The sequence below is a fragment of the Cohnella lupini genome, from assembly GCF_003386205.1.
Classification (GTDB): domain Bacteria; phylum Bacillota; class Bacilli; order Paenibacillales; family Paenibacillaceae; genus Cohnella; species Cohnella lupini.
Genome location: NZ_QRDY01000004.1, coordinates 220,474 through 235,515 on the forward strand (window position 1 = coordinate 220,474; position 15,042 = coordinate 235,515).

At 52.4% G+C, this 15,042-nt stretch carries 13 protein-coding genes; 1 reads left to right on the plus strand and 12 read right to left on the minus strand.

What is annotated here, in order from left to right; translation table 11 throughout:
• Positions 1-12 precede the first annotated feature (12 nt).
• The 7 genes from DFP95_RS09985 to DFP95_RS28865 all read right to left on the minus strand — a co-directional run bounded on the left by DFP95_RS09985 (position 13) and on the right by DFP95_RS28865 (position 7,463).
• Complete coding sequence (locus DFP95_RS09985) at positions 13-834, minus strand: carbohydrate ABC transporter permease (RefSeq protein WP_115992471.1); 822 nt, start codon at positions 832-834, stop codon at positions 13-15.
• Positions 835-850: 16 nt separating this feature from the next.
• Positions 851-1,735, minus strand: coding sequence for a carbohydrate ABC transporter permease (locus tag DFP95_RS09990; protein WP_181907340.1), 885 nt, complete (start codon positions 1,733-1,735; stop codon positions 851-853).
• Between the two features lie 91 nt (positions 1,736-1,826).
• Positions 1,827-3,128, minus strand: a complete 1,302-nt coding sequence (locus DFP95_RS09995; protein WP_115992472.1) for an ABC transporter substrate-binding protein — start codon at positions 3,126-3,128, stop codon at positions 1,827-1,829.
• 119 nt (positions 3,129-3,247) lie between these two features.
• Positions 3,248-4,018, minus strand: a complete 771-nt coding sequence (locus DFP95_RS10000; protein ID WP_115992473.1) for a response regulator transcription factor — start codon at positions 4,016-4,018, stop codon at positions 3,248-3,250.
• Complete coding sequence (locus tag DFP95_RS10005) at positions 3,981-5,804, minus strand: sensor histidine kinase (protein ID WP_115992474.1); 1,824 nt, start codon at positions 5,802-5,804, stop codon at positions 3,981-3,983. The genes DFP95_RS10000 and DFP95_RS10005 overlap by 38 nt, the downstream gene beginning before the upstream one ends.
• 147 nt (positions 5,805-5,951) lie before the next feature.
• Positions 5,952-7,223 (minus strand): alpha-L-fucosidase, encoded by a 1,272-nt coding sequence (locus DFP95_RS10010; protein WP_115992475.1) that lies wholly within the window; start codon positions 7,221-7,223, stop codon positions 5,952-5,954.
• Positions 7,224-7,289: 66 nt separating this feature from the next.
• A complete protein-coding gene (locus DFP95_RS28865) occupies positions 7,290-7,463 on the minus strand; it encodes a hypothetical protein (protein WP_181907341.1) in 174 nt (57 codons plus the stop codon).
• Between the two features lie 139 nt (positions 7,464-7,602).
• Here DFP95_RS28865 and DFP95_RS10015 point away from each other — a divergent pair, with 139 nt between their 5' ends.
• The gene (locus tag DFP95_RS10015; protein WP_115992476.1) at positions 7,603-7,860 is read left to right on the plus strand and encodes a hypothetical protein; all 258 of its coding nucleotides are present in this window, start codon (positions 7,603-7,605) and stop codon (positions 7,858-7,860) included.
• A gap of 88 nt (positions 7,861-7,948) precedes the next feature.
• Here DFP95_RS10015 and DFP95_RS10020 read toward each other — a convergent pair whose 3' ends face one another.
• From DFP95_RS10020 to DFP95_RS10040, 5 genes are all read right to left on the minus strand, one after another.
• A complete protein-coding gene (locus DFP95_RS10020; protein WP_115992477.1) occupies positions 7,949-9,505 on the minus strand; it encodes an SAM-dependent methyltransferase in 1,557 nt (518 codons plus the stop codon).
• Between the two features lie 228 nt (positions 9,506-9,733).
• The gene (locus DFP95_RS10025; protein WP_115992478.1) at positions 9,734-10,213 is read right to left on the minus strand and encodes a DinB family protein; all 480 of its coding nucleotides are present in this window, start codon (positions 10,211-10,213) and stop codon (positions 9,734-9,736) included.
• A 49-nt stretch (positions 10,214-10,262) separates the two neighbouring features.
• Complete coding sequence (locus DFP95_RS10030; protein ID WP_115992479.1) at positions 10,263-11,222, minus strand: acetylxylan esterase; 960 nt, start codon at positions 11,220-11,222, stop codon at positions 10,263-10,265.
• A 141-nt stretch (positions 11,223-11,363) separates the two neighbouring features.
• Entirely contained in the window at positions 11,364-12,479 is a 1,116-nt protein-coding gene (locus DFP95_RS10035; protein ID WP_115992480.1) for an SGNH/GDSL hydrolase family protein, read from the minus strand.
• A gap of 104 nt (positions 12,480-12,583) precedes the next feature.
• On the minus strand, positions 12,584-15,034 hold the full coding sequence (locus tag DFP95_RS10040) for a glycoside hydrolase family 27 protein (RefSeq protein WP_245987511.1): 2,451 nt from the start codon (positions 15,032-15,034) through the stop codon (positions 12,584-12,586).
• Positions 15,035-15,042: the final 8 nt, after the last annotated feature.

Here is a 15,042-nt window from a genome sequence, read left to right on the forward strand (position 1 = left end):
AATCCCTCCGAATTAGCCTTTCACAGCGGAGCTGGAAATGCCTTGTATAATATATTTCTGGCCGATTAGGAAAATGAGAATCATCGGAATGATCGCCGCGGAAGACGCCGCCATCATTCCGTTGTAATCGACGTTGTTTTCAAGGATGAAATTTTGCAAGCCGAGCGGTATCGTGTACAATTCCGGACTCGTTAGGAATACGAGCGCGTTCTCGTAATCGTTCCAATGCCAGGAAAAATCGATGATCGCGAACGTGGCGAGCGCGGGCTTGGCCAACGGAAGCACCAACCGGAAGAAAATCTTGAAATGTCCCGCTCCGTCCAAGAACGCGGATTCGGTAATTTCCTTCGGTACGCTCATGAAGAACTGTCTCAGCATGAATACCCCGAAGATCGAGAACATGCCCGGCAATATTAAAGCCCAATGCGTGTTGTAAATGTGCATCCAGTTGAACATGATGAATTTCGGCACGAAAATAACCTGCGGCGGAATCATCATCATCGACAGATAGACGAGGAACATCGCGTCGCGGCCTTTGAATTCGATGCGCGCGAAGCCGTATGCCGCCAATGCGGACAGGAATACGGCCCCGATCGTGCTAATGACCGAAATTTTGACCGAGTTCAAATAATAAGGGACGAAATTATAGCTGCCCGTCCATATTCGCTCGTGACTGCTCCAATCGAGCTTGGAAGGAAGCCACTTCGAGAATACTTCGCTCGGAGATTGGAACGACGTGCTGATCATCCATAGAAAAGGAAGGATCATGAACACGCCTGCCACGATCATGAGGATCGTCGTGGGCAGCTTTATTTTCCCGGCCGAATCGTTCATGCGAAGCACCCCCTTTCTAGTAATGGACCCAGCGCTTCTGGCCGATCCACTGGATGATGGTAATGATTAGAATGACGGCGAACAGAAACCAGGAAATCGCGGAAGCGTAACCCATCTCGTAATAGCTGAAGGCCGTCTTGTAGACGAATAACGATAAAATCGTCGTACTGCCGCTCGGTCCGCCTTGCGTGATCGCTTGGATCAAGGAGAAGGATTTCATCGTCATGATCAAACCCGTGATGAGCAGCAGGAACGTTGTCGGGCTGACGAGCGGCCATACGATTTTCCACGTAACCGTTCTCGCGCTCGCGCCGTCGATACGGGCCGCTTCCAGCTGCTCGGCCGATATTTCCTGCAGGGCAGCCAAATAGATGATCATGTTATAGCCGAGCATGAACCAGATTTGTACGACGTCGATGGCATACATCGCCGTGTCGGAATCCGCGAACCATCCCGGGGGCGTGGCGATACCGATCCATCTCAGCACCTCGTTGATGGGACCGTGCGAAGGCTGGAACAACAGCATCCATACGAATGCGACAGCCACTCCGCTAGAGATATAAGGCAAAAAAAACATTCCTCGCAGCAAGCCTTTTAGATAGACGCTACGGTTTAACACTAGAGCCACTATGAAAGCAATGACCAGGGATATCGGAACGGATAACAAGAATATCCCCGTATGCCTAACCGCGCTATAAAACTGCTCGTCTTGGAATAAACGCTCGATATTATCCAACCCGGTGAACGATACGTTCGGGTTGGCGAATTGGTAGTCGGTAAACATAAGGCCGAATGAGAATAGCGCGGGAATAATGAAGAACAGCAGAATGCCCAGCATGTTCGGCATGATGAACGCGTATCCGATCCAGCCTTGCTTTTGAATCCAGCTTCGCCGTTTCACGGGATCGCCGCCTTTCGTATGTCGCTTGATTAAAGCAGCAAAGAGAAGAAGGAAGCGGTCGTTCCTTCTTCTCTCCGCGGGTAATCGCTATTTAATTTTTGATCAGGTCGTTATGACGCTTTGCCATGCTTGCAAGGGTCGCATCGATATCCTGCTTGTTCAGGAAATATTTCTCGTACTCTTCTTTGCGGGCATCGAGCACCTGCTGGGGAACGCTCAGCTGGAACGATTCGAATTGGCCGAACACGACCTTGTTCATGGAATCGACGTCGTATTTGTCCTCTACGCCCTTAAGCAACAGATCCATCGCTTGTTTGTTGTCCACGCTCTTCGAGGACGGGATGCGTCCGCCGCTCGCCATCGGCAGCATGCCTCCGTCGGCGTACCATTGCGCGAATTTCCATGCCGCTTCTTGGTTTTTGGACTTCGCGTTCACGGACAATACGTCGCCTAAGCCTCCGGAATACTTGTAGTCCTTCTGATCCGCGGTTACCTGAGGGATCGTCGCGAAAGCGATCTGGAAGTCGTGCGGGAATTCCGTCAGGTTGTTCGCGTTGCGGAAAATGAATTCTCCGGCGCTTAGCATGGCCGCTTCGCCCTTCAGGAACATCGTGTCGACCGGCATCTTGCTCGTCAGCTGCTCGCCGTATTCCGGCGTCGATTTGTCCACGAACATCATGTCGTGCAGCATCGTGAATTGCTGCTTCCACAGGTCGTTATCGAAATTGGACGTTCCGTCGGCTTTCGTCACGCCGAGTCCAGCGATCGTTCCGTCGATCGTGGCCGTGAAGCTGGCCTCGTGCTGGAGCAGGCCGTATACGTTGTCTTTTTTCAGCTTGGCCGCGTATTCCTTCAGGTCGGACCAAGTCCAGTCCAGCGCCGGAACGGGCAAGCCCGCCTCGTCGAGCATCTTCTTGTTCAGCCAAATGAACGCCATGTTCTTCTTGGTCGGCAATCCGTAGTACTTGTCGTTGATTTTCCACTGCGCGGCATCCGGTCCCATCTGGGCATCGATGTCGTAACCCGTGGAGGCCAAGTCTAGCGCCACTCCGGCATCCACGCGCTTTTGCAAGCGGGTCAGCGTGTAGTTGATATAGAGGTCGGCATCCTGTCCCGTCATCAGCGCCGTATCCAGCTTCAGGTTGCCGGCGTCGTCGTTAACGTATCGAATATATTCCACTTCGATATCCGGGTTCGCCTCGTTCCATGCGTCCACGACGGCTTGCGGACCGGCTTCAACCGGAACGGCGCCCCACAGCTTCAGCTTAACGGCTTTGCCTGCCGAAGCTTGCGGATCGTTGCCTTGAGCATCTTTATTGTCCCCGCATCCGGCTAACAGCACGGTCGCGATAACGAAGCTAAGCGCGGTCGTGAACCACTTCTTCTTATTCATTCGTTTTATCCCCCTCAGAATAATGTTGTTCTCTACGTCTTTCACTTTAGCATCGGGAGCGCTGTCGGGGGATGAACGGCGTTTGGACATTCATAGAACGGATTTTTGATCTTGAACCGTCATTTCTCTGCCTGTTTCCGATATTCGTTCGGGGTCATCTCGCACCACCGCTTAAAAACCTTAATGAAATAGTTGTCGTTCTCGAAACCGACCTGATGCCCGATATCGCCGATCGTACGGTCGGTTTCGGCCAGCAGCATCTTGGCTGCGCGGATTCTCCGGTTCTGGATATAATGAGTAAGCGTTGAGCCCGTCTTCTTCTTGAAAAGATCGCTCACGTAGCTGGCATCCATGCGGATGAACTCCGCCAGCCCCTTCAACGTGATTTCTTGCGCATAATGCTCTTCTATGTACCCGATAATCCGATTCATCTCGGGGTGATCCGTCGGTTCCGCGCGGCTTTCGTCCGGAAACCATTTGTCTACCTTTCTCAGCTTCTCCCTTTGCTCCAGCTCGCGCGCTACTTTATCCATCGTTTCTCTCAAACCTTGCAGATCGAGAGAGAGCTTAAGCAAGTAACCCGTCGCCCCGTGTTCGAGAGCCTGACGGGCATATTCGAACTCGCTCATGGCCGTCAGCATGACGAAGCGGCAGTCGAAGCCTTCTTCCCGGGCCGCTTTCAACAGCTTCACCCCGTCCATGACGGGCATATCGATATCGGAGATGACGACGTCCGGCCGGAGCTCGCGGATCATCGCCAGCGCTTCCCGTCCGTCGCCCGCTTCGCCGACGATCTCGAACGGAATAGCCGCTTTCAGGAACAGCTTCCTCATGCTTGCCCTGGCCGGTTGTTCATCCTCGACGATCAAAGCGCGCCATAGGGTTGCCATCGATATCATCCTCCTTTCGATAGGGCTTGGATAAGAGCAGGGGCAAATGCATCGATACCCGCGTCCCGTCGTCCGTCGACTCCAACGTCAGCCCCGTGCTTTGATTTTTGAAAATGAGTTCCAGGCTCTCTTTAATATTTTGAATGCCGATGCTTTTGCGCTTGCGGGTAATCTTCTTCTCCTTGGCTCTCTCCACGCCGATGCCGTTATCGGTCACATCCAGGTACAGCAAGGAATTCCGGCTTGAGGCGGCGATTTCTATTCTCCCGTCCTTGAGCGATTGCCCGAATCCATGCAGCAAGGAATTTTCGACGAGCGGCTGCAAGCAGAACTTCGGAATAAGCGCGTATTGCAGTTCCTCGTTCACGTCGTAATGAATCTGTATTCCATGGCCGAACCTAGCCTTCTGAATATTCATATAGGAATCTATTAATACGATCTCGTCCTTGAGCAGAATGAGGTCGACCTCCGTATTGAGAGTCGTCTCTAATATTTTACCCAACGAAACGCAAATCTCGTAAATCTCGTCCTCGTCCTTGTCGAGCGCGATGCTCTTGATCGTATTCAACGTGTTTAGCAGAAAGTGGGGATTCATCTGCGCCAGCAGCACTTGGAACCGCACGAACTGCTTCTGCCTTTCCTCGAGTTGGAGGCGCTCCAGCAAAAGGTTGATATCGTCGATCATGGAGTTAAAGCTGCGAGTGAGGGCAAGGATTTCTCCTCGTCCTTGTTCGGGGAGCTTCACCTTTAAATTCGCTTTGACCGAGCTCTCCATCTTCCTCTGGAAAAGCTTAAGCGGAACGGTAATCGTCGACGAGATAAAATAGGTCAGCAGCACGAATAGCAGCAAAATAGCTCCGAAACCGACGAAGAAACGTTGCTTCTGCTTATGTACTTCCATGAACAGGAGAGATAGCGGCACCTTTTTCACCAGATAGCCGTCGAGCTCGTCGACGCGGCTGAACGTGTAAAGCGTGCGATCCCTGCCGTCGACGATGGAGGAGGACGGCTCCTCCGCGGTCGAACCCATTAAGCCGGCGACGATGGTCTCGTCGACCGTCTCTCCCGGCGCCGATTCGAACATCGTTCTGCCCGAAGAGTCCAGCAGGAAATAAGTTCCTTCGTCCTGGCGCCCCTTCGTCGCGCGGTCGAACCACTCCTCGTAATCGATGCTGAACCGGGCATAGGCAAACGGCTTAAGCGCATCGTCGCGCAACAGCTCGTACAAGCTCAGCATCTTGTTGCTGACCGTCCGTTCCCGGATGACGACGTTATCGTCGTTCGGATTCCACTTGTACCGCTCCCCGCCTTTGCTTTGCAGGGCTTGTACCCAAGCTTCGTTCTTGAGCTCGTCGTATATGAGAGCGCTCTTGGGGATGTAGGAGGTGTATACGTTTCCATGAAAATCGAGAAGCGTATAATACACCGTCGCGCCGGTCAGGAAAAAGCTGTTCTCGATGCTCGCGAATTTGTTCTCGACCTTTTTCTTCCGCTCGATCGGGTCGAATTGCTCCGGCTTCGTCATTGTCGATAGCAAGGTCGAATCCTGCTCGAGGAGCAATCCCGTCTTCATGACGAGGCTCATTAGATCCACGAAGCCGTCCTTGATGCCTTCGAGCTGCTCGATGTTTTTGGCGGACGCGTTATCTTGAAGCACCCGCTCCGTCTCCTTGAAGTTGTAGACGACGAGCAAGGCGATCGGAGCCAGCAAGAACAGCAGGAACGCAAGCAGAATCCGGTTCTTGAACGTCTCGGGCGTAATCCTTCGGAACAACCGCTTCCACATCCGTCCCTGCCACCTTCCGGTAATTTCTATCTTTGTTCGTTATCTTAATTCATATGGGAGTTCTCAACAAGCGGAGAATGACGCAGGAAAAACAGCCCTGATCCGAATGCGACCGGGCTGCTTCGATTTTGATTGTAAGACGCGGCCTCAGATATCCCCGCCCGCATAGTGGAACGTCAGCTCCCGGATGCGGGGCTCGCCGTCGCTCTCCAGGATTTCGAGAACGACTCCGGTGACGTTAACCGCAGGAATCCGGACGATTGCCTTATGGCCGATATTGTAGCCCTCGTGGACGAGAATCTTGCGGTGGGTTTTCCCCGTAATGATCGAAATGGCGTACCGACGAACGCTCTCGCCTTCGTACAGATCCTCCTGGATGACGACGTGGTCGAGCAAATGCGCTTCTTTCGGAGAATACTGCCATTTCATATCTTCGGCTGTGCAGTCGGCAATCGTCGCGATCGGATTCGAGAACCTTCTGCGAATTTCCCTGCCGAAGCGTTCGAGGTTGTCCGAATCCTTGGGGGGGAATACCCCGTCGCGATTCGGTCCGATATTCAGCAGCAAGTTCGTTCCGCGCCCGACGGAAAGGTAGTAAAGTCCCATCAATTCGTCCGGGCTCTTGACGAGATGCTCGTCCGAATCGGTATAGAACCAGCTAGCGTCATTGGTGCGCATTTGTACGTCGCATTCCGCCGGCAGCCACAATAATCCGCCGCTCAACGATTCCTTCATGCCGGCCAACAGCGAATATTCCGCGGAATCGACCGTATTCCAGCACGGAAGAGTCGCGATACCGTCTTCGTTGCCGACCCAGCGGAAATCGGGGTCTCCCATATTAAAGATCAAGATTCCCGGTTGAAGCCGACGGATTTCCCCGATAATCCGGTCCCAGTCGTAGGAATGATTTTCGGAGCCGCAGCCGTCGAACCACAGAACGTCGATATCCCCGTAATCGGTCAACAGCTCGGTGATCTGATTAACGAAATAGTCGTCGTAAGCCTGGGCATCTTGCGTATAGAAGTCGGCCGAACCATCGTAAGGCGAGTAGTATAACCCGGGCTTCACGCCGTACTTACGGCATGCGTCGACGTATTCCCGCACGACGTCTCCTTTGCCGTCCTTCCACGGAGAAGCTTCAACCGAGAATCGACTGTACTTGGACGGCCAATTGGAGAACCCGTCGTGATGCTTGGCCGTCAGCACCGCATAATTCATTCCCGCTTCCTTGGCCGTCCGGATCCACTGCTCGCAATCCAACTTCGTCGGGTTGAACGCGGACGGCGTCATCGGACGTTCATCGAAATCCTTATAACCTTCGTAGAAAGTCCTTAAGCCGAAATGCAGGAACAATCCGAACTCCCATTCTTGAAAGGCGAGCTGTTTCGCCGTAGGCACTACTTTCATATTCGCAGGCATGATTTGACCTCCATCGAATAATCGCGTTTCAAAGTAGCTACATTCGACATTTTCGGCCGCATTCCTTTAATCGGGATGGGCTAGTGCTTTCTGCGGAATAGCCGTTTCTGGCGCGGGTATTTGGTTGGTTGGAGGCACGATCGGCGGAATAGCCGTTTCTGGCGCGGTTATTTGGTTGGTCGGAGGCACAATCGGCGGAATAGCCGTTTCTGGCGCGGTTATTTGATTGGTCGGAGGCATAATCGCTGGAATAGCCTTTTCTGGCGCGGTTATTTGGTTGGCCGGAGGCATAATCGGCGGAATAGTCTTTTCTGGCGCGGGTATTTGGTTGGTCGGAGGCACAATCGGCGGAATAGCCGTTTCTGGCGCGGGTATTTGATTGGTCGGAGGCACATTCGGCGAAATAGCAGCTTATGGCGCGGGTATTTGGTTGGTCGGAGGCATAATCGGCGAAATAGCAGCTTATGGCGCGGGTATTTGGTTGGTCGGAGGCATAACCGGCGAAATAGTCGTTTCTGACGCGGGTATTTGGTTGGTCGGAGGCATAATCGCTGGAATAGCCGCTTCGTCTTTAAGTAACCTGGCGCTCGTCGGCCGATATTCGAAAAGGTGCGCTAAATCCGTTTCTGTACCGTGATCGGGTGTGGATTCGGGTGCGACGAATTCAAGAAGGGCTGTCTCGCAAGCCGATTCGACCCGCGAGACAGCCAAACCACCTCTTACATTTACGATTCCCCTTCGAGAAGCACAAGGAGCGATAAAGCCCCTTCGTGCTCGGGCTCCCTAGCTAATACCTTTCGCGCATATCCCGTTTCGTCGCTTCCGACTTCATAGGAACATATGGCCATCGTGTAGAGGATATCGACGTTGATCTCGGACGTTTGCCCGACCGCGTACCGCTCCAAGAACAGCAACGCATCCGCGTACCACTCCATTTGGTACAATATCCTTCCGCATTCCAAAGCCAATTCGTATCTGTCTTCCATAGCGTAATGGGTATCCCAAACGAGGTTAATCCCGCTGCGAATATCCAACATCTCGGCCTCGGTGCCGTTTCCGAATAGCTCCGACATGCGATTGCCGGCTTGAAGGAACCACTCCGCATCGTAGCCGCCCAACCGCCAAATGGACAAGATTTGCCGCAGATCCATCGTCGGCAGCTGTCCGTCGAACCATTGCTTCAGATTGAAAAAATCATCCGGTCCGAATCGCTCCACGAACCGACGGTACGCCATACGCGTATGGGCATAACTTGCCGGATCAGGAAGCATAAGAATGCTGCCCACGTTTAAGTTGTTATGATGATGCGAGGCAAAGGAGGCAATCGCGCCTTTCCTCTCGAAGAAGACGATCATGGCATGGTAATTCGCGTTCAAAGAAAAGCTTCCGTGATGAATGATTTTCGGCGGCTCGGCGAATTCCCAATTTTCCAATCGATGATCGCCTTTATCGGCCGTTAGCAGCACGAATCCTTCCCGCGACAACCGTCCGAGACGCTCTAAGCAATCGATCCCCTTCTCGGGAAAGAGAACATGGGAATCCTCCAGTTGCCGTTGATAGAGCTCCATTACATCGCGATAAGGATACGATTCGCTTTCGAGTTCCGTTGCCCGGCGATAGTGATAGTCCAACGTCACGGTCCCCAACGTTTCGGAAACGCTTAGGCCGGCGCCCGTTCCTTCCGGAAATTGCAGATCGACCAAACACTCGTAAAGCTTGTTATCTTCCACGTAAACCAGCTCCTGGGGGAGACTATCGAATACGTAATTGGCGATAACGAGCACCGGCTGACCTAATTCGCCCGTTCTTACGATGTCACCGGATTGCGTCAATCGCAGCTCCGAATCCTTAACGGCGTCGAACACGCCGAAATCCAGCACACCCTGCTCCACGTATGGCCGCAAGCTGGAATTCCGTTGCCAATATTCGATATTGCTAACCGCTAGGTCCGTCATGACGTAACGAAACGGAGGCAGCGACAATCCCGAGAACTCCATAAGCTCGCGCAATTCCTTCACGATCTGAAATGCCAGTCTGCCAGATCCCGCCCCAAGCTCGACGATCGTTACCGGCTCTGCCTTGAATCCGGCCCGTGCCCTATCCTGAAGCATACCGAAGACGATTTCCGCATAGGCGACGGCCATAATCGGGTTGCTTGTAATGTATTGAGGAACCTCTCCGCTCTGCCATGCTTTTATGCCTTGCTCTTCGTAGTAAGTCCGTTGAAGCTCCCACAGAGGAGATTCGCCGAATTTGTAAAGCGTCTGTTCCGATTGCGCCATCTAAGTAAGCCTACTTTGCATGAAGGATGATAACCCTTGATTAAGCTCAAGCTTTCTCGCAAGGATTAATAACTCTAATGTTATCATTTATCGCGATTAAATACCTGACAGGGAGAACGGTAAATTCACATCGGAAAGCTATATTAGACTGTACTAAAATGAAACAGCGGTGGACTAGGACTTTAATAGTCTTAGACAACCGCTGTTTTAAGTGCGCTAACATTTTTCTTAACTATCGAACAATCCCCTACGAATCAAGTTCGCGGTAATCGGCTGTTTTCCGATTTCTCGCGACCATACGGACATCTGGCCGATGTGGTGGATCTCGTGGGCGAGAACATGTCGCATAATCTCCCCGTATTTAAAGCTCTCCGCTTGTTCCGTTGCGTTTTCTTCCTCTAAAAGAAGATTTTCCATGCTGCTATTCCAAGCGTAGATAAACGGAGCGATTTCCTCATGGCAACGCGCGGAATATTCTCTTAGCTTCTGCACGCTGGCATAGTCCTCGAAAGGAGGCTCTTGCGGCTCCGGCTTTCCTTGCAATCCGCTTATCCAACTGTACTCGACATCGATGATGTGAAACAGCGTATAGAGAATGCTGCCCGGACCTCCCGTGCGTCTCTCCAGCAACTCCTTCTCTGTCGCGGATTCGCACCAATCGAACCAATCTTGGCGTACTTGCCAATTATATTCGAATAGTTTCAACATGGGATACAGCCTCCTGCCTCGTTCTTTTCCCGATTAATGAATAGACTTGTTATTCCTTCAGGAAAAATTGAACCGTCCGGTCGCTGCTTCCCGGCAAGCCTTCGTGTCCGAAATCCGGATAGACGGCGAGTTGCTTCGGAGCGGTAATCTTGTTATAGGCCGCGAATTGGGTGGAAGGAGGACAGATCGTATCCATGAGGCCGACGAACATCAAGACTTCGCCGCGAATACGGTTAGCTAAATATTGCAAATCGATATACCCGAGCTTCTCGAAAATCTCGTCCTCGCGCTCGTGCAGCGGGTCGAAATGACGGAAATAATTACGAAGCTCCTGATAAGCGTCCTTGGCCAAATCCATCTCCCACACTCGCTTATAATCGCAAAGAAACGGGAAAACCGGCGCAAGCTTCTTCACTCTAGGCTCGAGAGCGGCGCATGCGATCGTAAGCGCGCCCCCTTGAGAGCCGCCCAGCGCATAGACGCGTTCCGGGTCGACCTCCGGCAAGCCGAGAGCAATTCCCGCCAATTGCGCGGTATCAAGGTAAATATGACGGAAAAGCAGATTATCGGGATGATCGTCCAGCCCTCGGATAATATGTCCGTTGAGCGTTGTCCCTTTCACTCCTCCGACGTCCTCGGATTTACCACCTTGTCCGCGAGCATCCATGGAAAGCACGGAAAAACCTAATGAAACGTAAGCGAGCTTATCCGTCCAATCTCCTGCGTTGCTCGAATAGCCGTGGAATTGAACGACGGCCGGATGAGGGCCAGGCACGTTCTTGGGACGCAAATATTTCGCATGAATGCGAGCTCCGCGAACGCCGGTGAAATAAAGGTCGAAGCATTCGGCTTGGGGAGTCTGGAACGCGCTCGGCACGAGCTCGACTTGAGCGTCCACCGCGCGCAATTCGGCGATCGCCCGATCCCAGTATGCATCGAAATCGGCTGGGCGCGGATTAATCCCTTGATACTCTTTCAATTTCTCTAACGGCATATCGACTAAAGGCATTTCATAACATTCCTTTCGATTCAAGATGATTAAGGCACGATAAGAAACTTGAAGCATGACGCAAACGAAAACGCTTTCCCTACACTTTATGGTATAAATGACCCGCTTAACATAGTCAAGTGCAAATTCTCGCGGCAGGGACTAGTGATTCAAGAATCTTAGAATGCGGATGTCCGCTCCTTTGCTTCGAGCATCCTTGCGTCCCGTATGGCGAATTGTAATCCGCGCGTCATTCCGTTCGAGTAAGCTCGGAAACGTAGCGATAATCGGACGATACGCGATCAAGCACCACTCGTCGAACAAGTTAACCTCATGAAATTCCGTCCCGTCCAGGGAGTACTCGAATATCCCGCTATCCGGTCCATGCAGCAGCAACAATCCAGCGCCTTTCCCGGTAACGGGGAAGGTCAACGTTGCGCCGGGATCTTCCGCGTGCAGATGCTCGATTCCGTAACGCCAATTCATCATCGGTCCCGGCTCCGCTAATTTAAGTACGAATCCGTCCGAATGCTCCGCAGCGCGGAAATCGAGCATCGTCGCGTCTTCGTAGTTCCCCTCGATGAGCGCGGGCGGTAATTCCTCGGACGTTTGACCGTCCGCTTGCCTGGACGGCGAGCTTAAGGCCGACTCGAGAAAATCCCTGACGAACGAAGCATAGACGGCGTAACCGTCGTCGTTCGGGTGAACCCGATCGTTCGCGAGGTCCTCCCACTTCGTTTGACCCGATTGGATCAGAGATCGGATTTCCGCGGCGAGGTTTACCGACGGAATATCGTATCGGGTAGCTACTTCCTCGTGCACCGCGATATTAAACGGCAACCCGTCCGTCAAATTCTTATCGGCGGCGGTATAGACGAACACGATATCCGTTCGCGGTGACTCCCTCAAGCATTGCCTGACGATCCCCTCCATCCCTCTGATGGATTCTTCGCGATCTTCTCCGTCGTTCACGCTGAATTCCACGAACAGCAAGTCTATCTCGCCGTAAGAGAGAACATGCTCCCGCAGTCTGTGCGCCCCGAAGGTCGAGGTCGTGCCGCCGACTCCCGCGTTGATGCAAGTCACTCTTTTCTCTCCGTATTTCTCCATCAGATATCGGCCGGTCAGAGCCCGCCAGCTTGTAAGATCCGCATCGGACGCTCCCGCGCCTTCCGTAATGGAGCCTCCCAGAAAAGCGATGACGACCGGTTCTTTCCCGTTAAGCTTCTGAACGCAACGGGGTAAACTTCTACGGTAACGAAAGCTATCTCTAGACATCCAAACCACCCTTTCTGCTTCTCTGTTTAACTTATTCGCAATCGGACGAACAAACCCTCCCGAATTATCGGGAGGGTCCGAATTTCAATATGGGCTATCAGGCGTTATGGAGTAACCCGCAACGAATCCAGCAGCATAAACGTTCCCGTCTTTTTAACGCCTTTAACCGTATGGTTTCCATTGGTTAACCCGGTAATGGCGAAGACCACTTGATTCGTTAATCTAGTCGCGTTATAAGTGCTGACCGTCTGCTGGAACACGTTGTCGATGTAAATGTCGATATCGCCCTGTCCGGCTTCCTTCTCCGTAATAACTTCGACTCCCGTGCCGCTGAAAGCGAATTGGAAGTAATCGTTGTTCGTCTGGCTGAAATGAACGTCGTTGTTGTAGTCCCCGAAGCCGCGGTTACCGTTAAGCGACCAGGTTCCGCTGTACGTGATCCCCGGATCGGTGTTATTATACTGTTTCTTCGTGCTCGAGACGTTCAGCTTGTCGAGTAGCATATACGTGCCCGTTTTCTTGACGGCTTTGATCGTGTGGGATCCAGGCGTTAATCCCGAAATCTTGTACACTGTCTGCTGGGCCAGCCGAGTGGCGTTGTACGTGTTGACTGTTTCCTTGAACACGTTGTCCACGTAGATATCGATATTTCCTTGGCCGGCTTCCTTCTCCGTGATCAATTCGACTCCCGTTCCGGTGAAGGTATATTGGACATAGTCGTTATTAGTAGAAGTATAATGCACGTCGTCCTTGTAATCGCCGAAACCTCTTGCGGTGCTATGCGTCCAACTGCCGTTATACGTGAATCCGGCGTCGGCGTCGTTGATTTGAATCGGAGAAGCCACGTTGAAGCTTAGCTTGTCGAGCAGCATATACGTACCCGTTTTCTTAACGGCTTTAATCGTATGCGGACCGTTAGACAAGCCGGTAATTCCGTAAACCTTCTGCTGTACCTGTCGCGTAGCGTTATACGTACTCACCGTTTGCTTGAAAACGCCGTCGACGTAAACGTCGATGTTGCCCTGCGAAGAGTCCTTTTCCGTTATCAAATCGATACCCGTGCCGTTAAAAGTATACTCGAAATAATCGTTATTCGTTTGAGTGAAATGAACGTCGTTCTGGAAATCCCCAAAGCCCCGATTATAGCTGCGTTGCCATGCTCCGACGTACTTGATGCCCGTATCGTCGTTATTCACCGCATTCGATCCACCCTGGGAAACTACTTTAAACAATCTCGATGCATGCGGCGCCAAATTGACCGAGCTATATCCCGTGTTGAAGCTTCCAAGATCCGTATGCGTCCATAAATCGCGAACGGTTGCCGACCCGCTAAGTCCGATATCGCTCCAGTTGACGGATACCGTCGCCGCCGAGTTTCCGAGATTGACGAGCGCCACCGTATAGCTTCCGTCGCCATTGTTGGCGTACCATGCCTGCTGATTGGTTGCCGTGGATACCGGATGAGCCGGACGACCCGCCTGATTCACCGCGATGACCTCTTTGTTCGTTAGCAAGCCGATTCCGAAGGCATCCAGGTTCGTCATATCGTTTCCAATGTAAAACTGTGCCGACGACATCGCCCACAGGGTCATGGCCGTCCGGCGCTCGTCTTGCGTCAGTCCGTCCATGGCGCCATTGCCGACATTCAAGGAATCGAAGTCGTTCCAGCCTCCCGGACTTCCGTGCCTCCACCATTGCTCCGCTTTAGGAAAGGTACGGGCGATGTTCGCCCACGTCGTAAGGCCCCCGCTTCCGCAATAACACTCTATGTCCCAATCGACGCGCCAACCGTTCGAGTATTGCTTCCAGTAGTCGATGTAGTTCATGTCCAGCGCCCAAGAAAGCTCTAGCCATATTCCGTACGGTGCCAATGCTTCCGCCCAAGCTTTGACGTCACCCCTCGCGTCGATGGAAGTATCGTTATGTCCCGAACCCGGCGTCACGCTGTCGAACTTCAGAAAATCGATTCCCCAACTCCCATACAAATCCGCGATAGAGTCAATATAGCTTTGCGCGCAAGGCTGATTGAAATCGATCTTGTAACCGATGTCCCAATAATCGCCCGTCCGCAACGGTAGAGCCGCTATATCCTGCATGGAACAACCAGGGGCTCCATAGATCGGCAAGTCATTATCGTACGCTTCCTTCGACATTCCGGGAATGCCGTAAATTCCGATTTTCTGACCATTGTTGTGCACGTAATCAATCACTTCTTGAAACCCGTTAGGGTATAACGTCGTGCTTGGGATAGGTCGTCCGTATCCATCCATGCTTCCGTTCCATCCGGCATCGATATTAATATACTCGTAACCGTAGGGTTGCAGCGTCGCTTCCATCGCGTCGGACTGCGCTTTAATAGAAGCAGCGGAAATAATAGTATTAACGCCGGTATACACTTGCATGCTGAAGCTGCTCCAACCCATTAACGGCTTAAGCGCCAATCCGTTATCCGCCGCTTGCGCGACGGGCGTATTCGGAGCTACGATTCCTAATTGCGCGGCGACCATAACGAACAATAACAGACCGATGCGTAGCTTGCTTAATCTCGACTTCACATCATTCA

Excerpts from the sequence above, each read along its gene's own strand:
- DFP95_RS09985 (WP_115992471.1), bottom strand. The coding sequence starts at position 834 with ATGAACGATTCGGCCGGGAAAATAAAGCTGCCCACGACGATCCTCATG.
- DFP95_RS09995 (WP_115992472.1), bottom strand. The coding sequence starts at position 3,128 with ATGAATAAGAAGAAGTGGTTCACGACCGCGCTTAGCTTCGTTATCGCG.
- DFP95_RS10000 (WP_115992473.1), bottom strand. The coding sequence starts at position 4,018 with ATGGCAACCCTATGGCGCGCTTTGATCGTCGAGGATGAACAACCGGCC.
- DFP95_RS10005 (WP_115992474.1), bottom strand. The coding sequence starts at position 5,804 with ATGTGGAAGCGGTTGTTCCGAAGGATTACGCCCGAGACGTTCAAGAAC.
- DFP95_RS10010 (WP_115992475.1), bottom strand. The coding sequence starts at position 7,223 with ATGCCTGCGAATATGAAAGTAGTGCCTACGGCGAAACAGCTCGCCTTT.
- DFP95_RS28865 (WP_181907341.1), bottom strand. The coding sequence starts at position 7,463 with ATGCCTCCGACCAATCAAATAACCGCGCCAGAAACGGCTATTCCGCCG.
- DFP95_RS10020 (WP_115992477.1), bottom strand. The coding sequence starts at position 9,505 with ATGGCGCAATCGGAACAGACGCTTTACAAATTCGGCGAATCTCCTCTG.
- DFP95_RS10025 (WP_115992478.1), bottom strand. The coding sequence starts at position 10,213 with ATGTTGAAACTATTCGAATATAATTGGCAAGTACGCCAAGATTGGTTC.
- DFP95_RS10030 (WP_115992479.1), bottom strand. The coding sequence starts at position 11,222 with ATGCCTTTAGTCGATATGCCGTTAGAGAAATTGAAAGAGTATCAAGGG.
- DFP95_RS10035 (WP_115992480.1), bottom strand. The coding sequence starts at position 12,479 with ATGTCTAGAGATAGCTTTCGTTACCGTAGAAGTTTACCCCGTTGCGTT.